Origin of the sequence: Streptomyces monticola, assembly GCF_042665355.1 — a bacterium.
GTDB lineage: Bacteria > Actinomycetota > Actinomycetes > Streptomycetales > Streptomycetaceae > Streptomyces > Streptomyces monticola.
Window position 1 is genome coordinate 216,104 of record NZ_JBHTCF010000002.1, and the last position, 20,271, is coordinate 236,374.

Sequence of the window (20,271 nt, forward strand, 5' to 3'; positions counted from 1 at the left end):
GCCGCAGGCGCTCGCGGGGGGCTCGTCAGATCGGCAGCAACCGTCCCACCAGCGCGCTGAGTTGGCCCACCGTGCGGCACTCGTACATGCCGACGACCTCCTCGTACGCCGCTGCCGCCGAGTCACCCGTGTTCCACAGCGAACGCCGCTCGGGGTTCAGCCAGTACACGCGGCGGGCCCGGTCGCGAAGGGTGCGCAGAGCCTCGGCGTTGGGCGGGGCCATGTTGGTGCGGGCGTCGCCGAGGATGAACACCGACGTGCGGGAGCCCACCGCGTCCGGGTAGCGCTCGGTGAACTCGCCGAGGGCGCTGCCGTAGTCGCTGCTGTCGTGCCAGCCCGTCACCGCCGCCTCGGTCAGGATGCGGGTGCCGAGGCCCTCGGGGTCGGCCCGGCCGTGGCCGAGGAGACCGGTCACCTCGTCGACACGGTTGACGAACGCGAACACCCGCACCTTGCTGAACTGGTCGTGCAGCGCCTGGATCAGCAGCATCGTGAAGTTCGCGAAGCCCGCCACCGAACCGGACACATCGCACAGCAGCACCAGTTCGGGCCGGGCCGGCCGGCGGCGGCGCAGGACCGGGCGGATGGGCACCCCGCCTGTCGACAGGGATCCGCGCAAGGTGCGCCGCAGATCGATTTGGCCCCGCGCGGCACGTCGGCGGCGGGCGGCCAGCCGCGTGGCCAGTTTGCGGGCCAGGGGCTGCACCGTCCGGCGCAGTTCGGCCAGTTGGTCGCGGTGCGCGAACAGGAAGTCGACCCGGTCCGCCGTCGGGGCCACCGCACGGCGCGCGATCTCGTCGGCGCCGCGCCGCTCGGCCACCCGGCGGCGCGCTTCGAGCGCCACGAGCCGCCGGAAGCCCTCGATCCGGCCACGGATCTCATCGGCCTCCAGACGGTCCGTGAACGACTCGTCCTGAGCGGCGCCCGCGCGCAGTGCGGCGAGGACACGGGCCAGCAGGGTCTGGGGGCGAAGGCGGTCGAGGGTCTGATACGAGGACCAGCCGTCCGAGCCGGGAGTGGCGCCGTAACCGCCGAGCGCGTCCACCGCCTCGGCCGCCAACCGGGCCAGCAGCGCCTGGTCGTCGGCGGCGAGCGCGGCCGCGAGGCGCTCGCGCAGGGCCTCGCGGTCGGGGTGCAGGCCGGGCGCCGTGGCGTCCGAGTCCGCGGGGCCGGTGTCCCTGTCGTCGTCGGAGGCCCGCCCCGGGGCGCCGACCGCTCGGGGAAAGTACAGGTCGAAGACCGGATCGAAGACGGCTCGTTGCCCTTGGTGGTGCAGCAGTGCCGCCGCCAGGCCCTCGCGCAGCAGCTCGCGTTCGGTGAGTCCGAGCGCCGCCATGGCCTGTGCCGCGTCCACGCTCTCACCGGTGCCGATACGGATGCCGTGCGCCCGCAGGGCCTGGACAAGGGAGGTCAGGCGCGCGGGAACACCGGTTGTTGCGGCATCGGTTGCGGCGGCATCGGCTGCGGGAACATCGGCTTCGACGTCGGCCGCGGCGGCTTCGGCCGTGGGATCGCCGGCCGCGGACGGCCTGCTCATACTCCGCCCAGGTCGAGTTTGGCGGCCGCCTTCACCACATCCTCCTGATGCTTGAGGATGACGCCGAGGCTGTCGCGTACCACCGTCTCGTCCAAGGTGTCCGCACCCAGGGCGAGCAACGTGCGGGCCCAGTCGACGGTCTCCGCCACCGACGGCGCCTTGCGCAGATCCATCGCCCGCAGCGCGCCGACCACGCGTACCACCGACTCGGCGAGCGCCGCGTCGAGCCCCGGCACCTTCAGACGGACGATACGGCGCTCCAACTCCTCGTCGGGGAAGCCGATATGGAGGAACAGGCAGCGGCGGCGCAGCGCCTCGGACAGCTCGCGGCTCGCGTTGGACGTGAGCACCACGAACGGGCGCCGCGCCGCGGTGACCGTGCCCAGCTCGGGCACGGTCACCTGGAAGTCGCTGAGCACCTCGAGGAGCAGCCCCTCCACCTCGACGTCGGCCTTGTCGGTCTCGTCGATGAGCAGAACCTTCGGGTCGTTGCCCCGGATCGCGGTCAGGAGAGGGCGGGCGAGCAGGAACTCCTCGCTGAAGATGTCGGTGCGCGTCTCGTCCCAGCTCTCGTCGCGGCCCGCGGTGATCCGAAGGAGCTGCTTGGCGTGGTTCCACTCGTACAGCGCCCGCGCCTCGTCCACGCCCTCGTAGCACTGCAGCCGTACGAGGCGCGCGCCCGCCACCTGGGCCACGGCCTTGGCCAGTTCGGTCTTGCCGACCCCGGCGGGGCCCTCGACGAGCAGAGGCTTGCCGAGCCGGTCCGCGAGAAACACGGTCGTGGCGACGGCCGCGGAGGCCAGATAGCCGGTCTCCGCGAGGCGCGCCGCGACGTCGTCCACGGACGTGAAGCAGCCCGTCGAGGGCGGCTGTTGCGGTGGCCGCGGGCCGGCCACTGCCTGTGCGGCGGGCGTGTCCGCGCTGTCGACGAGCTCTTCGTACGTGGCCAACTCGGCCTCCTCCGCGGGAGCTGACTGCTTCGGCGGCACACTCTAGTGGGTGGGTCCCATAGAGAAACCCTCCCCTTGAAGTGGGCCGTCAGCCGACCAGGCTCTCCCGCACCGCCGCGATCAGCCGGTTGGCCCGGGCGTCGCCGTGGCCGATCATGCGGTTGGCGACATAGGCGAAGCCCACGCCGAACTCGTCGTCACCGAAGGCGAACTGGCCGCCCGCACCGTCGTTGCCGAAGCTGCGCGCGCCGAGCAGCGGGCGGAAGGACTCCGAGTCGAGCAGGAAGCCCGAGCCCCAGCGGGCACCCGCGTCGAAGCCCAACCAGCCCTTGCCGGAGGACAGTTCACGCACCGCGTCGGTCACCGTCGCCTCGGACAGCAGCCGGGAGCCGCCGTCCACTCCGGTCACGGCCGCCGCGTACAGCCCCGCGAGGCCGCTCGCCGATGCGACGGCGCCCGCACCGGGCAGCTCCATGCCCAGCAGCGCCGGATCGTTCCAGCCGTGCGGCTCGTCCAGGCCGGGGAAGGCGAGCGAGCCGTTCATCGTCACGATGCGCGTCAGCAGGTGCTCGGGGCCCGGCATCGCGGGGCGCCCCTCGGCCTCCACGAGGCGGGCCCGCCCCTCCATCTCCTCGGCGGGCAGGCCGATCCAGGCGCGCAGACCCAGCGGATCGCCCACGGCCCGGCGGAAGTAGGCGCCAGGGGTGAGGCCGGTGATACGCCGGATCACCTCGCCGACGAGAAAGCCGAGGACATGCCCGTGGTACTCGTACGCCGTGCCCGGCTCCCACAGCGGCTTCTGCTCCTCCATGGCGCGGACCACCGGCGTCCAGGCGGCGATCTCCCTGAAATCCGGCGTCGCGTCGAGCGCGGGGATCCCGGCGCGGTGGGCGAGGACCATACGGCAGGTGATGTCCTCCTTGCCGTGTCGCGCGAACTCGGGCCAGTAGTGGCTCACCGGGGCGTCGAGGTCGAGCTGCCCCTGCTGTGCGAGGAGATGGGCGCAGACGGCCACGAGGCCTTTGGCGCAGGAGAAGACCGGCACGGCCGTACCCTGCTCCCAAGGCCTGCCCGTGCGCTCGTCCGCGACCCCGCCCCACAGCTCGGCCACCTTGCGGCCACCCGCGAACACCGTGACGGCGGCGCCCAGTTCGGGGAAGTCGGTGAAGTTCCGCGCGAAGGTGTCGGCGACCGCGCCGAAGCCCTCGTCCGCCCATCCGTTGTGCTGCTCCACCGCTGGTCCCGTCCTTCGCTTGCCTGGTGCTGGTGCTGGTGCTGGTGTCGGCTTTCTAGATCGACCGGGTCACGGTACGGGGGTGCGGTGTGCGAGGCGAACGAATATCGACGCCACCCCGGGCGGAAGAATTCGGGTGCGCCGGGTCCGGGCCCGGCGTGAAGATGGGCCGGTGTTCATCTTCCGCTGCCGTCGCTGCCACGGCGAAGTGACCCGCCCGGTGCGCGAGGTGCCGTTGCCCGATATCGACGAGGCGCCCGCGCCGTACGAGATGCGGGGCGACAAGGAGTGCCCGCCTCGCATGACGCCCGGCACCTTCGCCTACGAGCCGCCCGCCGAGAGCCTCGCCCATGTCCGGCCCCCTTCCGAGTGGGAGCCCGTGACGATCTCCCCGCGCCATGGACTCACCGGCATCGTCCTGGCCGAGGCGGACGTGCGGGATGTCGAGACGACCGCCAAGCGCAGCCGTACCAACGGCTGTTGCGGCCTGGACGGCATGGACGGCCCCAACCTGGAGTGCCGCTGGTGCCGGGCGTTCGTGGCCACGAAACAGTCGGACTGCTGGACGCCGCAGCAGGTGGCTCTGGTGCCGGCGGCGGTGGAGATCATGCTGCCTCCTGCGCCGGACACCGCAGAAGGCGCCTGAACACCACCGCCCCTGCCGTCAGAACGCCGAGTCGAGCTGTCCCCCGAGGCCGTGGGAGACGCGGCCGCCGGATACCCATCTGCCGGTGGTGGGCGGCCCGCCGACGGGCCCGATCACGACGCCGCCACCGGCGCCGGCGCCATCCGTGGCAGCAATCTGGCCCGGCTCATCGGCCCCGTCCGCCCCGTCCGACTCATCCGACTCATCCGACTCGTCGGAGTCGTCGTCGAAGGCCGGGAGTTTTCCCGCGAGGCCGATCGAGACATCGTCGGGCGTGAGGGTCACGCCCGTGACCTCGTACAGCAGGTCGAGACCCACGCCGAGACGGGTGGCGCGCGCGGGATCGAAGAGGCCGACCCGGCGCATCTGGTCCACCAGGCGGTCGGGGTCGACGCCGCCCCCCTCGTGCCGCTTTTCCGCGGCCATGTCCTCGAAGGCGGTGACGAGTTCACCGTTCTCCCAGTACGCGACGCAGGTCATCGCGTCGGCGCTGGAGGTGCACAGGACCGCGGTGTCCCGGGAGGCGGCAGCGAGGCGTGCGGAGTCGGACGCCCAGACGCTGGCCGGTTCGAGGGCGAAGGCCCAGCTCTCCTTCTCGCCGGAGTGCGCGATGCCCCAGTCCCAGTAGTGGTCGCCGTCCCACCGCAGGGCGTCGGCCTGTCCGTGGTCCCCGACGTCCAGCAGATCTTCGGCGGAGCATCCGAGGCGAAGGAGCAGTTCCCGTCCGCTCAGGCCACGGGCGAGTGTCAGGCAGTGCGCCTCGAAGTCCCGCGCGATCCAGCTCAACGGACTGGCGTCCGCCATGTGCCTCTCCCTTGCGCAATTGCGTTCACCGCCGGCAGCGGTGTCAGTAGCAGTCGAAGCGGTGAGCGTACGGCAGTTCGGGGCAGGCGCGGCAGAGGAAGAGATAGATGCCGCCCTCGTCGCCGAGATGCATATCGGGCCCGAGGGAATCCATCACCGCCGGGTCCGCGGGGGAGCGCCACAGGGGTTCGGTGGAGTGCGGGTGGTGTTCGTCAAGCGGGAGCCAGCGGCCGCTGCGGGGCTCGCCGGTGATGCTGAGCAGATGCTCCATGCGATGGCCGCGGGAACAGTGCGGCCAGTTCGGGGCCTTGGCCCAGGCCGGATAGCCGCCGACCTTGTTCTGCAGCGCGGAGGCCACATCGGAGTAGTGGCAGCCGAAGCGGTTCTCGATCTCGCGCAGGCGGGGGCCCAGGGCCAGTTCGAGTTCCCTGGGCAGATCCCGCTTGGGGTAGTCGACCGCGGGTGTGGGGCAGACGGTGCAGGGCCGCGGCATCAAGTCCTCGTCGCACTCGTCCTCACCGGACTCGGGCACGTCCCGCAGCACCTCCACCGCGTCGACCTCCGCCTCCGTACGCCAGTAGAGGCGTGGCAGCGCGGCCCCTGCCGGGTCCTCCGGGTGCAGCAGCGGACACCACACCAGCTGCAGTACGTCCTTGCCTTCGGGGAAGACGAGACGCGGTACGTCGCGTGCGTACAGCTGGACGACCGGCACCATCGGCACCACACCCGGCGTGATCACACCGCCCGCGACGAGGCCGGGCCCCGGGGCCCAGTGCCCGACCTGCCCGCAGTACGGCCAGGACTCGGCGGCCGGCCAAAGCAGCGGCCCGCCGATGGAGCTCTCGCGCACATCGGGGTCGCCGCTGCGCGGGTAGAGCAGGGTCGTCTCCCTGGCGAGTTCGGCGAACTCCGGTATCAGGTCCGCCAGTTCAAAGGGTGGTTCGGGGATTCTGCGAGGCACGGCGCGGGTCTTCCTGTGGGGCGGTCGCCTGAGGGGCGGCGGCCGGGCGGCTCACGTGGGACGGGCAGACGGTTCGTAGGAGAGGTGCGTCATGGGCAAGCTAGCCGCCCGCACCGGCAACCCCCACCCTCAAATCCCGTACGAAACTCATCGCCGGACGCCCGTGGGCGATGAGCTCCCCGGTGGGCACGAAACCGGACCTCTCAAGGACCGCGCGCGAGCCGGGGTTGTCGAGGTTGGTCGTCGCCCGCAGCGAGGTCAGGCCGTAGTCCCGCACCGCCAGGGTGATGACCTGGCGGACCGCGCTCGTGGCGAGGCCGCGGCCGGCCGCGCTTGCGGCGATCCGGTAGCCCAACTCGGCCTCACCGTCGGTGACATCGATCAGATTGATCCGGCCGAGTACGGCGCCGTCGCCGTCGACGAGCACATGGAAGTAGCAGAGCCCCGTGGCCTGTTCGGCGAGCAGGGCGGCGTGCCGTTGCTCGAACTCGGCGAAGTAGGCGTCCCCGCGGTCCGGCACCGACGCGGCGAAGTAGGCCCGGTTCTCCCGCTCGAAGGCGAGCAGGGCGGGGGCGTGGTCGGGGCGCAGGAGCTGGAGTTCTGGCATGCCGGAACGGTAGCTGCAGGCCGGTGGGGGCGCCGACACACCCCCGTACGGTCAACGCACGATCGCTGGATCTTCGACCGGTTCGTTCGAATGCGGTACCCGAATTCCCCTGCGGCCGGCGCCGAGTTGACCTGGACTGATTACAGCCTGAAGCGACTGGTGTTCATCCGATCCATGTCCGAGGCCACCCTTGTGGCGCAATAGGTCAATTGCCGCCCTTATGTCGATGCTGTGAAACTGCCGTCGGATCCGATGACCGGAGGACGCTCGAGGTGGGGACGAGCGGGTCTGACGAACCCCCCGGATGCCGGCCGCGGCTGGGCCGGCATCCGCGTGCCGGGGGGGGCTCCGGACGTGTGCGGGGCCCCCTTGCTCCCGTGCGGGACGCAAAGTCCTCCCGGAAGCGGGACGCTTTCGCGAACGCCTCCCCCGAACATGATCAGGGAGCAGACCCACCTTCACGGCCTTCGTCGTGGTCACGCGCATCCTTGGTCGGAGCACCTGATCAGACGAAGGCCGCCTCGACGTCCGGCGAATGCCCAGGTGAGCGACCTGGTTCGAAGCGCATTTCGGGACTGTCCCGCACACGACCGACCTGAACGACAGCGTGATCGAGATGACGGCTGGTGACCCCGTCTACACCCGGGCGCTGTCCGAGCACGGTGGTTGGCAGCGTTGGGACCGCATCCAGCAGTGGCTGGAGGCTCACCACGAGATGTTCAGTCCGCCCTGTTGGGATGACTGGCCAAGAAGTTGAAGAACAAGCTCAGCGGAGGACCGCAGCGACAGCGGCCCGTTCGCACCCGTTGTGGCCGTCGCCGGTGACGCCGACGCCTACACCCGGCTCGCCGCCTTCGTCGGCCGGCCGGTGTGGGTGCCGCGGAGCGCGAGCGAATGCGACTCCCGGGGGTGTCAGACGGTTCCCGTCCGACCTGTCGTGTCAAGGGCGGCCGCGACCGCACGCAGGTAGCGGGCGTGGGCGCGTGCGCTGGGCGGCAGTTCGGGGTTCCACGGGACGGTGGTGACCGTCGCGGCCAGGGGGTTGTGGCCCGGGGCGGCGTTGCCGCGGGCGTCGCTGAGCACCACGTCGGGGGCGAGTGCCGTCGCCTCGCTCCATGGAGTCGTCGCCCAGTTGACGCCGCCCTCCGCGGGCGGTTCGCACAGCCGTACCCCCAGGGAGGCGAGGGCCGCGAGATCGGGCCAGGCGTGCGGCCTGGCCAGATGCACCGTGTCCTGGTCCGCACCGGACAGGGCGAGCACCCGGGGGCTCGTCGGGGACGAGGCGGCGGCCCGTACCTGTGCTTCGGCGTCGCGGAGTTCCGCGTCGGCGGCGGGATCGGGGGCGGCGCCGAGCGCCCGGGCGAGTTCCGTGCAACGCTCCCTGACCTGGTCGAGGGAGCGTCCCTGCCCGATGTCGAGCGCCGCCAACGGCACCTGCTCCTCCAGGCGTTTGGCCGCCTCGGGGCCGATGCCGTAGAGCTGGCCGCCGCCGTAGGTCACACAGACCACCAGGTCGGCGCCGGACGCGAGCAGGGCATCCACGTCCAGTGCGCCGCCCGCGCCGAAGTAGGCGAAGTCCGGGTCGTCCAGGGGTAGTTCGCCCGCCTTCGCGCGGTCCAGGGAGTCGGCGCGGTCATGGGCCGAGCCGAACGCGCCGACGGGGCGCAGGCCGTGGTCCCACAGGGCAGCCGCGGCCTGTATGTAGGCCACGACGCGGGCGGGCCGCCGTAACGCCGTGACCAGGTGGCCCCGGTCGTCGGTGAACTCCCAGCCCGTCGTGTTCCCCATCGTGACCTCCCGGTGTGCCGTGCCGCCGAGTGCGGTGTGCGGTGTGCGGTGCTCTGTGTGCGGTGCTCTGTGTGCTGTGTGCTGTGTGCTGTGTCCGATCGGCCCGTACCTGCCCGCGGCGGAGGGTGGATACACGGCACGACGCCGCACGGCCACGCGGCCGCCCCGGTGCGCGCCGGGTGCCGTCGCCGGGCGTGGTGATCGTCACGGTTCCCGTCCGGGCCCTCTTCCGGACCGCGCCGTGCGATAGGAACGACGCATGTACGAGATCCCCGTCTGCGGCCCCGAAGGCCCGCTCCGCGACCCCGGGCGAGGGATGCCGACTACGGCTCCGGCTTCGGCTCCGGTGCGGGCGGTGCTCTTCGACTTCTCCGGCACGCTGTTCCAGATCGGTTCGTACGCGAACAGGATCCGGGCCGCGTTGAACAGGCCTGTCGGCGATATGGAGATGGACGCCCTGCTTGACGGACTTGAAGCGGGCCTCGCCGACCCGGAGGTGATCGCCGCGCAGCAGGCCCGCGACGTATCCGCGAATGCGCACCGGCATGCCTTCACCGCCTGGTACGCCTCGGTGCCCGCCCTCGCGCCGGCCGCCGACGCCCTCTACGGCCAGCTGCGCTCCCCGGACCACTGGGTGCCCTACGCGGACAGCGCGGCCACACTGGAGCAACTGTCGGGCGCGGGGCTCGTGTTGGGAGTCTTCAGCGACGTGGGCTGGGATCTGCGCCCCACTTTCGCCCGGCACGGCCTCGACGGCTACTTCTCCGCCTGGGTGCACTCGTACGAGCACGAGAGCGAGAAACCCGATCCGCGTATGTTCCATCATGCCTGCGCCGAGCTGGGCGTCGCTCCGGGCGAGACGCTGATGGTGGGGGACCACCCGGCGAAGGACGGTGGCGCGGCCGGGGCGGGCCTGCGTTCCTATGTGCTGCCCGCGGGCGCGGCACCCGGCGCGGTGCGCGGCCTGGACGCCGTCTGCCGTCTGGCGGGAGTGGCAGACCACGGGGGCCGAGGTGCCCGAAGGGCCGGCCGGGTGTGAACCGGCCCCCGGGTACCAGGAGTTGAGGCAGGGGCGCGAGCAGGGCGTCAGGCCGTGTGCAGCGTCAGCCCGTACCGTCCGAGAATCTCGTTCACCGGCTGGAACCAGGTCTCGCCGCCCCCGCCGCAGTTGCCCCAGCCCCCGGACGTCACGCCCTGGGCCTGGTCGCCGCTGATGAACGAGCCGCCGGAGTCACCGGGTTCGGCGCAGACGCTGGTCTTGGTCATCTGATGCACCGCGCCCTGGCTGTAGTTGACCGTCTCGTTCTTGGCCAGGAGCGTGCCGCAGTGCCAGTGGGTGGTGGACCCGGAGCGGCAGATGGACGCTCCGACGGGCGCCTCGTTGGACCCGCGCACCAGCTGGTCGGAGACGGTGCCCCAGCCGAGCACCACGGGAACGGTCCACCAGCCGTGGCCGATGCTGACGTACGCGTAGTCGTCGCCGGGGAAGGACGAGCCCTGGAAGGTGCCCATGTCCGAGCCGTCCCAGCCGCGTACGCCCGCGCCCGCCTGTCCGCAGTGCCCGGCCGTGACGAACCCGCCGTGCACGGAGAAGCCTATGGAGCAGCGCACATTGCCGGTGTAGTACGGGTCGCCGCCCACGGTCCCGGCCGCGAAGGTGCGCGGCGCCGCGGCGACGGTCGCCACCCGCACGGGTGCGGTGGCGCGGGCCTCGCCGAGGAACCGGCGGACATCGTTGTCGTCGTGGTGGCCTGCGACGACGTTCACGACGACGCGGTTCGCCTCGGGTGTCACATGCCAACTGGCAATGGCGGCAGGGGCCTTGAGCGCGTCGATACGTCGCTTCGCGGCCGCCAGCTCGGCGGCGCCGCGCTCGACGACGCGCACGTCGGCACCGGTCTCCCGTACGGCTGCGGCCTTGTCCCGGGAGGCGACGGCGACGGTCAGACGGCCCCCGTCGGCGGCCGGTGTGAACCAGGAGCCCGCGAAGGCATCCCCGGCCGCCTTCTTCGCGGTGCGCTCGGTGGTGACCGCCGTACGTTCGGCGGCGAGCCGGGCCCGCGCCTGCGCCGGGTCGAGGCCCAGGTCGCGCTGCATGGCGCCGAGCAGTGCGGCGGAGGCCGGGGGAGCGGTCGGCTCGGGGGCGGGGGCGGCGGCAGCGGTGGGCGCGAGCACGGCGCCCGCCCAGGTGCCGACGAGGAGTAAGGAGGACAGGGCGATACGTGTGGCGGTATTGCGTCTCACGGTGGCGACCCTTTCGTCGTTCCAGTGATGTGGGGGTGGAACAGGGTGGGTGAGAGCGCTCTCAAGACCAGTCGGGGCGGAGCATAGGAGAGGCGGTACGGCCATGTCCAGACCAAGTGCGTTGTACGGGAGGCCGGTTGGGGCGTGGCGCCGGATGCTGTGAGCGCGGTCCGGCCCCAAGTCCCAGGCGAGTCGGAACCGCTCGTCACGCCTCGTTAAGGGCGGTTCCGGCCGGGAAGACCTTGTCGCAGTTCTCCTCCACCGTGTCGGCGAAGGCCCGCGCGAGCGGGGACATGGCGTCCCAGCGGCGTACCGCCCAGCCGGTCCAGAGGGTGGGGAGTTCGGGGACGGGGATCAGACGCAGGCCGGGGTGGGCGGGGCCGTGCCAGCCGGGCAGGTCGGGGACGAGGGCGTGGCCCAGGCCGAGTTCGGCCAGAAGGATCGCGGTGTCCCAGTCGGCGACGCTGGTGTCCGAGGCCGGCTCGATACCGGACGCCGCGAGCCAGGCGTGCAGACGGCGGCGGGAAGTGGCGTTCTCGGGCAGACCGATCAACTGGATGCGCGCCAGGTCGGCGATGTCGATACGGGACTTGCCGGCCAGCGGGTCGTCCGCGGCGACGGCGAGGACCCAGGGCAGTTCCACGACGGGCCGCTGCTCGATACCGCGCACCGGCTCGCCCAGTGTGATCCAGGCCAGATCGAGGCCGCCGGCGAGGAGCGCGTCGAAGCAGCTGCGGCTGGAGTGCGCGGTCTGAAACTCCAGGCTGACCTTGGGGTAGCGGTGGCGGAAGGCGACCACCGCCTCGGACATGAAGTGGCGGACGGTGGTCGCGCCGGTGGTGATCCGCACCGCGCCGCCCTCGCCGTTCGCCAGGTCCCGCAGGCGGCGCAACGCCTGGTCGATATCGCCCAGACCGCCTGCCGCCGCGCTGTGCAGGAGCTGCCCCGCCGAGGTCGGTATCACTCCGCGCGGATGGCGCTCGAGCAGCGCGATCCCGGTCTCGCGCTCCAGGCGTTTGATGTGCTGGCTCACCGCGGACTGGGTGCAGGTCAGCTCACGGGCGACGGCGCTGAGACTGCCGCTGCGGCATACGGCGATGAAGACGCGGAGGTCGTCGAGGGTCATGCCGGTTAAAGGTATAGCTTGGAGGTGGGTAAGAAAACCTGAGGATTGACTGGGTGGTTGGACGGCGGGACGATCTCTCTGGCCGCCCGGGCGCCGGGGCGGCAACCCGGCCGGCCCCCGCCCGCCGCTCCGGACGGCGAGCGGAAATGCCCGCCGGGTGCCGACCCCACCCGTGATCACCCGCACGTACTTGTAAGTCCCCGCACTTGCCACCGCCTGTATTTGTAAGCCCCGTATTTGTAAGCCCCGTACGTGCAAGCACCCGCAAGCACTCGTAAACGATCTCGAAGGCGACCTGTGCAATCACTTGAGGCAGTGGCCCTGGCCGCGGCGGCCGTTGCGGCCGGAGGCATCAACGCCGTCGTCGGCTCCGGCACCCTGATCACCTTCCCCACCCTGCTGGCCTTCGGTGTTCCGCCGGTCATGGCCAATGTCTCCAACACCATCGGACTCGTGCCGGGTGTGATCAGCGCGGCCTACGGCTACCGCCGTGAACTCAAAGGGCAGTTGCCGCGGCTGCTGCGGCTCGGTGCCGCGGCGCTCGTCGGCGGGATCGTCGGGGCGGTGCTGCTCCTCACCCTGCCCGCGGACACCTTCCGCGCGGCCGTGCCGGTGCTCATCCTGCTGGCTTGTGCTCTCGTCCTGCTCCAGCCCCGTCTCGGCAAGTGGCTCGCGCGCCGCCAGGACATACGCGGGGACAGGGACGGCGGTGTCCCGGTGTGGGCCGGGGTCCTGGGCACAGGGATCTACGGCGGCTACTTCGGGGCGGCCCAAGGTGTGCTGCTCATGGGCCTGTTCGGCACGTTCCTGCGGGAGGACCTCCAGCGTCTGAACGCCCTCAAGAACGTTCTCGCCGCTCTCGTCAACGGCGTCGCGGCCGTCTTCTTCGTCGTGGTGGCCGAGGTCGACTGGGCGGCGGCGGGCGTGATCGCCCTCGGCTCGACGCTCGGCGGCCTCCTCGGCGCCAAGGTGGGCCGACGCCTCCCGCCCGCTGTGCTGCGCGGCGTGATCGTCGCGGTGGGCGTCACGGCGGCGGTCGCCGTCACCGTGTGAGGAGCGTGACCGTGGAATCAGCCCGGATATCAGCCCGGACATCGGAAGCCGCGCGGCGACTCCTGCGCGAACAGGGAGCCGATACGCTCGCCCACCCCGGCGGCACCCTCCTGTCCCACCTGGACCGCGTAGCCCGGCAGCTCTCCCTCTGGGGCGCACGCCCGGCCCTGCAACTCGCCGGTCTGTGCCACGCGTTCTACGGAACCGACGGCTTCGCCCCCGCCCTGCTGCCATGGGACCAGCGAGGGCGCCTGAGAAGTGCGATAGGTGCCGAAGCCGAGACTGTCGTCTACTTCTACGCGAGCTGCGACCGCCGGGCCACGTACCCCGTGCTCACCGCTCCCGACATGCGCTTGAGGGACCGGTTCACCGGCCGCAGCCACACCCCCACGCTCCAGGAGAAGCGCGACTTCGCGGAACTCACCGCGGCGAACGAACTCGACATCGCCCGGATCGATGACGACTTCCGCGAGCGCTGCGGGGCCGGCCTGTTGACCCTGTTCACCAGGATCCGGCCGCTGCTGACCCCGGGGGCCTGGCAGGACTGCACAGCCGTACTGGGCCCGTAGCCGTCGGCCGAGGTCCGACGTCACGGGCCGGGGGTGCTGCGCTACCTGCAGCCCGCGGGCAGAGCGGCCCCACGGTCGGAGAGGTGCGCGAGGGCGGCGGCGAAGGAGGCAACACTGTCTTCAACCGGCTGCGCCGCGTGGAGCAGTTGACGGCACGCTCGCTGTCACGGCCGCGCGACGTGATCGAAGTGACCCTGGCCCTGGACGCGTACCGGCTCGCCTAGGCCTGGCCGCGTACCGGCTCGCCTGGCTCCGGCCGCGTACCGCCCCGCCCAAGGGCCCCACCAGGACGTTGCTCCAGCCAGTGTCCTGGGTGCCACGGACGAGGGTTGCGCGCTGTACGAGACGCTCGGCTGGTCGGTGCGCACACCGCTCACGGCGTGCGTCTACCGGCCCTGGCCGACGCGGGCCGGCGCCGCGCTCACTGGTAGGGGTTGTTGCCGTGCGACTGTCCCTGCTGCGGCGGCGCGTACGCACCCTGGTTCTGCTGGCCCGTGCCCGTGCCCTGGGCGATCATGCCGTCGGCCTGATCCTTGGGGACCTTGTGCTCGGTGCCGCAGAACGTGCACTGCGTGCGGTACGAAGTCGAGATCGGCAGCAGCGGCACGAAGAACAGCGTGAACTTCGTGACGTGCTTGCGCAGCGAATGGGCGGCGGGATTGCCGCAGTTGCCGCATACCAGCGTGAGCATGGCCAGCTGGTAGACGTAGCCCTTGGTACCAAAGATGATCACTGGCAGCCCCTCCCGGTCCGGGACAACCCCGTCGTGTGAGCGCGGTTGCCCCGCCATCGTAGGCGGCCGGTCCCGTGGGAGGGGAACGGGGCCGATCCGCCGGGCGGTAGGGCGACCGGTGCCTGGGGCGGTACGGCGACCGGCACGTGGGGCGGTGCGTCGGGTACGTCGCCCGTGAGGTTCGCGGCTACTTCCCGAGGTCTGCCGGGACCTTGCCGCGACCGCTGGCTAGCATCGCGCCCATGGAGCCCCGCAGCACCCGCCGCCCCGGCCCCGCGCTCGCCACCCTGGTGGTCGGCGTGCTGCTGGCCTGCGGGTATCTGCTGGGCGGTGACGGGCACGAGGGTGTGGTGAGCGGGGCCCATGGCTCCATGGGCGTCGTGGCCCAGGGCCACGACGTGGGTCACGACGGGGACATGACGGGGCACGTCCGGGGCTCCGGAAGCGCGACGGGTCACGCCGATGGTGCCGCCGCGCACACGCCCGCCGCTGCCCGCGTTCCTGCCGACGCCGACGTCGACGCCGCCGCCCACGCTCCCGCACCCCACCAGCACGCCGACGCCCATGGCGCCGGCACCGGTGACGGCTGCACCCTGCACAGCGAGGCGTGTCCGCTGGCCACCGCGCAGTCGCCCGCCCCGCTGGCCGCCCCCGCCTTGGCGCCGTCCGAACTCCCGTCGGCCGGCGCCGATTTCCTCGTACGCACCCGGGCCGCCGCGTGCGACGACTGTGCGCGGCCGCGGGCGCCCGACCCGCTCTCTCTCGGTGTGAGCCGGACCTAGGCCGAACTCCCGCACCCGCCCCGCACGTTCGGGCCGCGGGTGCCTCGGCATGCCCGCACGCACTGCGCGCGCAGTGCTCTCCGGCCACCACCACGAGAGACTTCAATGGCTTCTACCACCGCATTGTTCGTCACCGGTGTCACCACCGGCCTGTTCGCCGGCGGCGCCTCCTGTGCCGCCGTACAAGGAGGGCTCCTCGCCGGAGCCGTCGGCCGCCGGACCAAGGAGGGTCCCGCCCAGCACCCGCCGGGCGGCGGCCTGTTCGCCCCTGTGGTCGCCTTCCTCGGCGCCAAGCTCGTCTCCCACACCCTGCTCGGTGCGGCCCTCGGGCTCCTGGGTGCGGCCGTACAGCCGGGTCCGCGTACCCAGGCCGTGCTGCTCGTCCTGGCGGCGGCCCTGATGGTCCTCTTCGCCCTCGACATGCTCGGGGTGTCGTTCGTACGCCGCTTCGTGCCCCGGCCGCCCGCCGCGTGGGGCCGGCGGGTGCGGCGCAGCGCCAAGTCCGCCTCCGTCACCACGCCCGCCGTGCTCGGATTCCTGACCGTGCTGATTCCCTGCGGGGTCACGCTCAGCGTGGAGTTGATCGCGGTCACCTCCGGGTCCGTGACCGGCGGCGCCGCGGTTCTCGCGGGCTTCGTCCTCGGCACCGGTCCGCTCTTCGCGCTGCTCGGCTTCTTCCTGCGCTCCGCCGCGCGGCTCTGGCAGGGGCGGCTGACCCTGGTCACGGGTGTGCTGGTGCTGCTCGTCGCCGTGTGGACGCTCGGCTCCGGGCTGCGGCTCGGCGGCTGGTGGCCCGCGGGAGGCGGCCCCGCGTCGGCGGCCACCGAGCCCGCGCAGCCCGTGCGCACTCACGCCGACGGCAGCCAGACCATCACCGTGCAGGCGCGCACGGACTCCTACCGTCCGTCCTCGATCACCGCAAAGGCGGGAGTACGGACGGAACTCGTCGTGGCCACGAAGGACAGCGGCGGCTGTGTGCGCGCCTTCGTGGTGCCCGGCCTGGGAGTACGGAAGATCCTCCCCGTCACCGGCGAGACCACCGTCGACCTGGGCTCTCCGAAGGCGGGCACCATGTCGTTCAGCTGCGGGATGGGCATGTACGGCGGCCGCATCCGGTTCACGGGTGACGGGGGCGGGGACGGGGACAGGACCCACGCCGGGACCGGGATCGGGTCCGGCGCGGGGTCCGGCGCCGGGGCGGGGCAGGGCGCCAAATGACCCCTGCCCGCCTGGAGTTCAGCGTCACCGGGATGGACTGCCCGGGCTGCGGCCTGCTCGTTGACGACCGTGTCGAGGACCTGCCCGGTGTCGCCGCCAGCGCAACCGACACCCTCCGCGGCCGCACGGTGGTCGTCCTCGACGGCCCCGTGGCACCCGCGCGGATCATCGAGGCCGTCGCCGCTCTCGGGTATACGGCTGCGCCGCTGGGAAGTTGAGGGCCGGGTCGCCCGGGGACTCTCACTCCCGGGCGACCCGGCCTCTTGGCACGCAGGCGCCGGATTCAGGGCCCCGGCGGGACCGGAGCCAGCACCCCCGACATCACCAGCGGCTCAGTACCAGCGGTACAGGAACCACTTGTACTCGCCGTCATGGCCCGTTCCGGGAGTGCACTTGTAGGTGCCGCCGAGAGCCTTGCCAGCGTTGTGGCAGTTGTTCGCGGTCCAGTAGGCCTTGTAGAAGTGCCAGCTGGCCGGAACGGCCTTCGCTTCGTTGACGGAAACCGCCGGTGACGGCGCGGGCTCGGCCGCCTGAGCCGTCACGGCCGCGCCTCCGAGGGCGAGCGCCCCTCCCAGAACCGCACCTGCCAGTGCGTGTCGCATACGCATGATGTTCCCCTCTTTTGTCGTGGTCGCGTTCAGACGCTCCCTCGCCGTCGGGCACCGGTGGCACTGGTGGATCCGAGCGGCGAGCGGCGCTGACAAAGAAGGTAAAAGTGGGCCGTGCGGGGGTCGTCCCGCGCTGGTTTGATCACCGCCGAAACCCTCACGGTACGTTCCCGGTTCCTGCCACCTTCGCGGTACGGCATGGGTGGTAGTGGCTGCTGAGCCGACTGCCTGACCTGCGCGACCTCGGAGATCAGGGCGAGAAGGTCAGGGCCAGAAGACAACGGCAAGGGCGATCAGCGTGCCGAGGGCCACAGGCCGCCGATCACTCCGAAGGCCAGGCCGGCCTTTGCGCCGGCGGGCCTGCTCTCCTGCCAGCCCAGCTCCTCGGCCACGCCCCGGATCAGGCGATGGCCGTCGGCGGTCGAGAAGGAGTGCCGTTCCGAGCCGTCCAGGGAGCGGCTCCATGTCCGGGACCGGAACCGTCCTGACTCCACCGTCCGCCCCTTGAGCCCGCCCGGACCGCGTTCGTCGGTACGGGAGACGTCGGTCATCTCGAACGTCTTCTCCTGCGCGTGCAGCCCGACCCGGTAGGTGTGCACCTTCTGGGAGTGCCGGCCCGGCTGTGGGACGTCCACCGCCAGGTCGAAGCCCCGGTCCGTCCGCCGCGACCGGTACGACGTGCCCGCGGCGGCCTGGACGCGCGCGCAGAACTCCTCCGCGTCACCTGCCGCATCGCGTGCGCCATGGCCTCCCGCGCCGTCGCCTCCGGCGCTGTGACCTCCCGCGTTCTGCTCTCCGCTCATGGGCGCGATCGTAGGCGTGCCACGGCGGCCGTCGGCGGCTCGGGCTCTTGATTCGGCAATCCTCTATGTTGACAGACGTCGAATCAGTGGCATTCTTAATTCCACAGTTGTCGATACAGTGAAAGCTGGGGAACCGACCATGGCTGACGTGAACGAGAAGTCCGAGGTCCTGGAGACCGTCCGGGCCGGATACGCCGCGGCCGCGCTGAAGGTCACCGAAGGGAGTGGCGCGGCCTGCTGCGGTCCGCAGGCGGTGGAGATCGACGAGAGCTTCGGGTCCGGCCTGTACGAGCCGGACGACCGGGACGCACTGCCCGCCGATGCCGTCGCGGCCTCACTCGGCTGCGGCAACCCCCTGGCCGTGGCCGAACTGCGGGCGGGGGAACGGGTCCTTGACCTGGGCTCGGGCGGCGGCATCGATGTGCTGCTCTCCGCGCGCAGGGTGGGGGAGTCCGGCAAGGCGTACGGCCTCGACATGACCGAGGAGATGCTCGCCCTCGCCCTGGCCAACGCCAGGAAGGCCGGAGCCGCCAACGTCGAGTTCCTCAAGGGCACCATCGAGTCCGTGCCGCTGCCCGCGCAGACCGTCGACGTCGTGATCTCCAACTGCGTGATCAACCTGTCCGTGGACAAGCCCGCCGTCTTCGCCGAGATGTTCCGGGTGCTGACGCCCGGCGGCCGTATCGGCGTCTCCGACGTGGTCGCCGAGGACGGCCTCAGCCCGGCTCAGCGCGCCGAGCGGGGCAGCCTGGTCGGCTGTATCGCGGGCGCGCTGTCCTTCGCCGAGTACCGCAGCGGCCTCCGGGCGGCCGGATTCGAGGGGATCGAACTGGTCCCGACCCATCAAGTCGCCGACGGTATGCACTCGGCGATCATCCGCGCGACGAAGCCGTCGGCGTAGCCGGTCACGTCTGGCGGTCACGTCTGCCGACCAGATCTGCCGACCAGATCTGCCGACCAGATCTGCCGGCCACATCTGCCCGCCGCGCCAGCCGGTCACATCTGCCGGGCCGGGCTCACGCCCGCGCGGGCGTGAAGCGGAAGGCCCGGGGGTGGGGAGTGCGGAGCAGACGGCGGTAACGGACCGTGGACATCGGCCAGTTGTTGGTCACCCGGCCGGCTGCGTTCTTGTACCAGCTGTCGCACCCCGCCTCCCACACCGTGTCGTGCAGCGCGCGTTCGAGGCGGGCCCGGTAGGCCGCCATGGCCTCGGGCCTGATCTCGATACCGGCCCGGCCCGAGCGGGCGCAGTGGGCGGAGAGCGCGCGCAGGCAGGCCAGGACATAACCCACCTGGCACTCGATCATGAGGACGATGGAGTTGTGCCCGAGGTTGGTGTTCGGGCCATAGAGGAAGAAGAGGTTCGGGAAGTTGGGCATCGCCACACCCAGATAGGCCTCCGGCCCGTCCTTCCACTCCTCCCGCAGCAGCCGCCCGTCGCGCCCGTACACCTCCACCGGGGCCAGAAACCGGGTGGTCTCGAATCCCGTGGCGTATACGACGGTGTCGGCGGGGTGCTCAAGGCCGTCGGCCGTCTCCACTCCGGTGCGCGTGATCCGTGTGATCCGCTCGGTCACGACATCGACATCGGGCCGGTTGAGCGCCGGATAGAAGGTGCTGTCGATCACGATCCGTTTGCAGCCCACCGGATAGTCGGGGGTGAGTTTTGCGCGCAGCCGTGGATCGTCTATCTGCTGCCGTAAATGCCTGAGCGCCATCCGTCGTACGAGCGGGGCGCTCCAGCCGTTCTTCAGTGCCGGGTAGAGAAGTGACTCCGCGCGCAGATAGATCAGGCTCCGGTACGCCTTCTGCAGGGGCCGCAGCCACCGCAGGCCGAGCCGCGTCGCCCGGTGGAACTCGGCGTCGGCCTTGGGGAGTACCCAGTTCGGGGTGCGCTGGAAGACTTCGAGCCGGCCCGCCTGCCGGGCGACGGGGGCGATGAGCTGGGCGGCACTCGATCCGTTGCCGATCACCGCCACGCGTTTCCCGGTGAGGTCATGACCGTGGTCCCAGCGCGCGGAGTGAAAGGCGGTGCCCGCGAATTCCTCGCGGCCCGGAATATCGGGCAGCCGGGGCCGGTTGAGCTGCCCCACACCGAAGACGACCACGTCGAAAAACTCACGGCGCCCATCGGCGGTCAGCACCTCCCAGCGCGCGCCGCCCTCGTCGTAACGGGCCCTGGTCACCTCGGTGTTCAGACGGATATGCGGGCGCAGTCCGTGCTTGTCGACCAGTGACCGCAAATAGCCCAGAATCTCCGGCTGCCCCGGATACCGCCGGCTCCAACTGGTGTATTTCTCGAAGGAGTACGAGTAGAGCTGTGAGGGGACATCGCAGCCGCACCCCGGATACGTGTTGTCGCGCCAGGTGCCCCCGATGTCCCCGGCCTTCTCGAAGACCGTGAACTTCCCCCGGCCCGCCCGCTTGAGCTGAAGGGCCATGCACAGACCACTGAACCCGGCTCCCACGATCGCCACCGACTGCATGCGCCCTCCCCGGCTCCGGCTCGGTGGGGCCGAGCGTAGGGCGGACCGCGGGCCATGGCTAAGGAGGGAAACGGCCACCCGCCCGAGGAGGGAAACAGCCACCCGCCCAAGGAGGGGAACAG

21 protein-coding genes and 1 pseudogene are annotated in these 20,271 nt (G+C 71.4%); 9 read left to right on the top strand and 13 right to left on the bottom strand.

Translation table 11 applies throughout. From position 1 onward, the window contains the following. Window positions 1-25: 25 nt before the first annotated feature. The 3 genes from ACFQVC_RS06435 to ACFQVC_RS06445 all read right to left on the bottom strand — a co-directional run bounded on the left by ACFQVC_RS06435 (window position 26) and on the right by ACFQVC_RS06445 (window position 3,721). Complete coding sequence (locus ACFQVC_RS06435; protein ID WP_381827453.1) at window positions 26-1,537, bottom strand: vWA domain-containing protein; 1,512 nt, start codon at window positions 1,535-1,537, stop codon at window positions 26-28. Further along, window positions 1,534-2,433 carry an AAA family ATPase gene (locus ACFQVC_RS06440; protein WP_381828273.1) on the bottom strand — a complete coding sequence of 300 codons (900 nt, stop codon included), beginning with the start codon at window positions 2,431-2,433 and terminating at the stop codon, window positions 1,534-1,536. The genes ACFQVC_RS06435 and ACFQVC_RS06440 overlap by 4 nt, the downstream gene beginning before the upstream one ends. A gap of 142 nt (window positions 2,434-2,575) precedes the next feature. Continuing rightward, entirely contained in the window at window positions 2,576-3,721 is a 1,146-nt protein-coding gene (locus ACFQVC_RS06445; protein ID WP_381827455.1) for a serine hydrolase domain-containing protein, read from the bottom strand. 172 nt (window positions 3,722-3,893) lie between these two features. Between ACFQVC_RS06445 and ACFQVC_RS06450 the strand changes: the two genes are divergently transcribed. After that, the gene (locus ACFQVC_RS06450; RefSeq protein ID WP_381827457.1) at window positions 3,894-4,367 is read left to right on the top strand and encodes a hypothetical protein; all 474 of its coding nucleotides are present in this window, start codon (window positions 3,894-3,896) and stop codon (window positions 4,365-4,367) included. A gap of 18 nt (window positions 4,368-4,385) precedes the next feature. On the opposite strand, the gene ACFQVC_RS06455 is transcribed toward ACFQVC_RS06450, so the two are convergent. From ACFQVC_RS06455 to ACFQVC_RS06470, 4 genes are all read right to left on the bottom strand, one after another. Continuing rightward, window positions 4,386-5,171, bottom strand: coding sequence for a DUF6461 domain-containing protein (locus ACFQVC_RS06455; RefSeq protein WP_381827459.1), 786 nt, complete (start codon window positions 5,169-5,171; stop codon window positions 4,386-4,388). A gap of 43 nt (window positions 5,172-5,214) precedes the next feature. Continuing rightward, window positions 5,215-6,132, bottom strand: coding sequence for a hypothetical protein (locus tag ACFQVC_RS06460; protein WP_381827461.1), 918 nt, complete (start codon window positions 6,130-6,132; stop codon window positions 5,215-5,217). A 100-nt stretch (window positions 6,133-6,232) separates the two neighbouring features. After that, window positions 6,233-6,739, bottom strand: a complete 507-nt coding sequence (locus ACFQVC_RS06465) for a GNAT family N-acetyltransferase (RefSeq protein ID WP_381827463.1) — start codon at window positions 6,737-6,739, stop codon at window positions 6,233-6,235. Between the two features lie 912 nt (window positions 6,740-7,651). Then, a complete protein-coding gene (locus ACFQVC_RS06470) occupies window positions 7,652-8,527 on the bottom strand; it encodes a substrate-binding domain-containing protein (protein ID WP_381827465.1) in 876 nt (291 codons plus the stop codon). Between the two features lie 259 nt (window positions 8,528-8,786). Here ACFQVC_RS06470 and ACFQVC_RS06475 point away from each other — a divergent pair, with 259 nt between their 5' ends. Continuing rightward, entirely contained in the window at window positions 8,787-9,566 is a 780-nt protein-coding gene (locus tag ACFQVC_RS06475; RefSeq protein WP_381827467.1) for an HAD family hydrolase, read from the top strand. 47 nt (window positions 9,567-9,613) lie between these two features. Here ACFQVC_RS06475 and ACFQVC_RS06480 read toward each other — a convergent pair whose 3' ends face one another. Then, on the bottom strand, window positions 9,614-10,771 hold the full coding sequence (locus tag ACFQVC_RS06480; protein WP_381827468.1) for a S1 family peptidase: 1,158 nt from the start codon (window positions 10,769-10,771) through the stop codon (window positions 9,614-9,616). Between the two features lie 205 nt (window positions 10,772-10,976). After that, the gene (locus ACFQVC_RS06485) at window positions 10,977-11,897 is read right to left on the bottom strand and encodes a LysR family transcriptional regulator (protein WP_381827470.1); all 921 of its coding nucleotides are present in this window, start codon (window positions 11,895-11,897) and stop codon (window positions 10,977-10,979) included. Window positions 11,898-12,194: 297 nt separating this feature from the next. Between ACFQVC_RS06485 and ACFQVC_RS06490 the strand changes: the two genes are divergently transcribed. From ACFQVC_RS06490 to ACFQVC_RS06500, 3 genes and pseudogenes are all read left to right on the top strand, one after another. Beyond that, window positions 12,195-12,950 (top strand): sulfite exporter TauE/SafE family protein, encoded by a 756-nt coding sequence (locus ACFQVC_RS06490; protein WP_381827472.1) that lies wholly within the window; start codon window positions 12,195-12,197, stop codon window positions 12,948-12,950. Window positions 12,951-12,955: 5 nt separating this feature from the next. Then, on the top strand, window positions 12,956-13,519 hold the full coding sequence (locus ACFQVC_RS06495) for a DUF6817 domain-containing protein (protein WP_381827474.1): 564 nt from the start codon (window positions 12,956-12,958) through the stop codon (window positions 13,517-13,519). Window positions 13,520-13,629: 110 nt separating this feature from the next. Then, window positions 13,630-13,743 (top strand): annotated as a pseudogene (locus tag ACFQVC_RS06500) (helix-turn-helix domain-containing protein); the annotation flags it as partial. A gap of 197 nt (window positions 13,744-13,940) precedes the next feature. Here ACFQVC_RS06500 and ACFQVC_RS06505 read toward each other — a convergent pair. Continuing rightward, window positions 13,941-14,252 (bottom strand): zinc ribbon domain-containing protein, encoded by a 312-nt coding sequence (locus tag ACFQVC_RS06505; RefSeq protein ID WP_381827476.1) that lies wholly within the window; start codon window positions 14,250-14,252, stop codon window positions 13,941-13,943. 242 nt (window positions 14,253-14,494) lie between these two features. Between ACFQVC_RS06505 and ACFQVC_RS06510 the strand changes: the two genes are divergently transcribed. From ACFQVC_RS06510 to ACFQVC_RS06520, 3 genes are all read left to right on the top strand, one after another. Beyond that, window positions 14,495-15,034, top strand: coding sequence for a hypothetical protein (locus ACFQVC_RS06510; RefSeq protein ID WP_381827478.1), 540 nt, complete (start codon window positions 14,495-14,497; stop codon window positions 15,032-15,034). 105 nt (window positions 15,035-15,139) lie between these two features. Further along, window positions 15,140-16,252 carry an urease accessory protein UreH domain-containing protein gene (locus ACFQVC_RS06515; RefSeq protein ID WP_381827480.1) on the top strand — a complete coding sequence of 371 codons (1,113 nt, stop codon included), beginning with the start codon at window positions 15,140-15,142 and terminating at the stop codon, window positions 16,250-16,252. Then, window positions 16,249-16,470, top strand: coding sequence for a heavy-metal-associated domain-containing protein (locus ACFQVC_RS06520; protein ID WP_381827482.1), 222 nt, complete (start codon window positions 16,249-16,251; stop codon window positions 16,468-16,470). The genes ACFQVC_RS06515 and ACFQVC_RS06520 overlap by 4 nt, the downstream gene beginning before the upstream one ends. A gap of 114 nt (window positions 16,471-16,584) precedes the next feature. On the opposite strand, the gene ACFQVC_RS06525 is transcribed toward ACFQVC_RS06520, so the two are convergent. Next, window positions 16,585-16,854, bottom strand: coding sequence for a hypothetical protein (locus ACFQVC_RS06525; RefSeq protein ID WP_381827484.1), 270 nt, complete (start codon window positions 16,852-16,854; stop codon window positions 16,585-16,587). Between the two features lie 299 nt (window positions 16,855-17,153). Continuing rightward, the gene (locus ACFQVC_RS06530; RefSeq protein ID WP_381827486.1) at window positions 17,154-17,663 is read right to left on the bottom strand and encodes a hypothetical protein; all 510 of its coding nucleotides are present in this window, start codon (window positions 17,661-17,663) and stop codon (window positions 17,154-17,156) included. A gap of 139 nt (window positions 17,664-17,802) precedes the next feature. Here ACFQVC_RS06530 and arsM point away from each other — a divergent pair, with 139 nt between their 5' ends. Beyond that, window positions 17,803-18,564: an arsenite methyltransferase gene (gene arsM, locus ACFQVC_RS06535; protein WP_381827488.1), complete on the top strand. Its 762-nt coding sequence runs from the start codon at window positions 17,803-17,805 to the stop codon at window positions 18,562-18,564. A 115-nt stretch (window positions 18,565-18,679) separates the two neighbouring features. Here the strand turns inward: arsM and ACFQVC_RS06540 are convergent, their stop codons facing one another. Continuing rightward, window positions 18,680-20,149, bottom strand: coding sequence for a flavin-containing monooxygenase (locus ACFQVC_RS06540; protein ID WP_381827490.1), 1,470 nt, complete (start codon window positions 20,147-20,149; stop codon window positions 18,680-18,682). Window positions 20,150-20,271 lie beyond the last annotated feature (122 nt).

Coding starts and splice junctions, on each gene's coding strand:
- ACFQVC_RS06525 (WP_381827484.1), bottom strand. CDS start 16,854: ATGCGACACGCACTGGCAGGTGCGGTTCTGGGAGGGGCGCTCGCCCTC.
- ACFQVC_RS06475 (WP_381827467.1), top strand. CDS start 8,787: ATGTACGAGATCCCCGTCTGCGGCCCCGAAGGCCCGCTCCGCGACCCC.
- ACFQVC_RS06435 (WP_381827453.1), bottom strand. CDS start 1,537: ATGAGCAGGCCGTCCGCGGCCGGCGATCCCACGGCCGAAGCCGCCGCG.
- ACFQVC_RS06530 (WP_381827486.1), bottom strand. CDS start 17,663: ATGAGCGGAGAGCAGAACGCGGGAGGTCACAGCGCCGGAGGCGACGGC.
- ACFQVC_RS06540 (WP_381827490.1), bottom strand. CDS start 20,149: ATGCAGTCGGTGGCGATCGTGGGAGCCGGGTTCAGTGGTCTGTGCATG.
- ACFQVC_RS06520 (WP_381827482.1), top strand. CDS start 16,249: ATGACCCCTGCCCGCCTGGAGTTCAGCGTCACCGGGATGGACTGCCCG.
- ACFQVC_RS06515 (WP_381827480.1), top strand. CDS start 15,140: ATGGCTTCTACCACCGCATTGTTCGTCACCGGTGTCACCACCGGCCTG.
- ACFQVC_RS06465 (WP_381827463.1), bottom strand. CDS start 6,739: ATGCCAGAACTCCAGCTCCTGCGCCCCGACCACGCCCCCGCCCTGCTC.
- ACFQVC_RS06485 (WP_381827470.1), bottom strand. CDS start 11,897: ATGACCCTCGACGACCTCCGCGTCTTCATCGCCGTATGCCGCAGCGGC.
- arsM (WP_381827488.1), top strand. CDS start 17,803: ATGGCTGACGTGAACGAGAAGTCCGAGGTCCTGGAGACCGTCCGGGCC.
- ACFQVC_RS06510 (WP_381827478.1), top strand. CDS start 14,495: ATGGAGCCCCGCAGCACCCGCCGCCCCGGCCCCGCGCTCGCCACCCTG.
- ACFQVC_RS06470 (WP_381827465.1), bottom strand. CDS start 8,527: ATGGGGAACACGACGGGCTGGGAGTTCACCGACGACCGGGGCCACCTG.
- ACFQVC_RS06455 (WP_381827459.1), bottom strand. CDS start 5,171: ATGGCGGACGCCAGTCCGTTGAGCTGGATCGCGCGGGACTTCGAGGCG.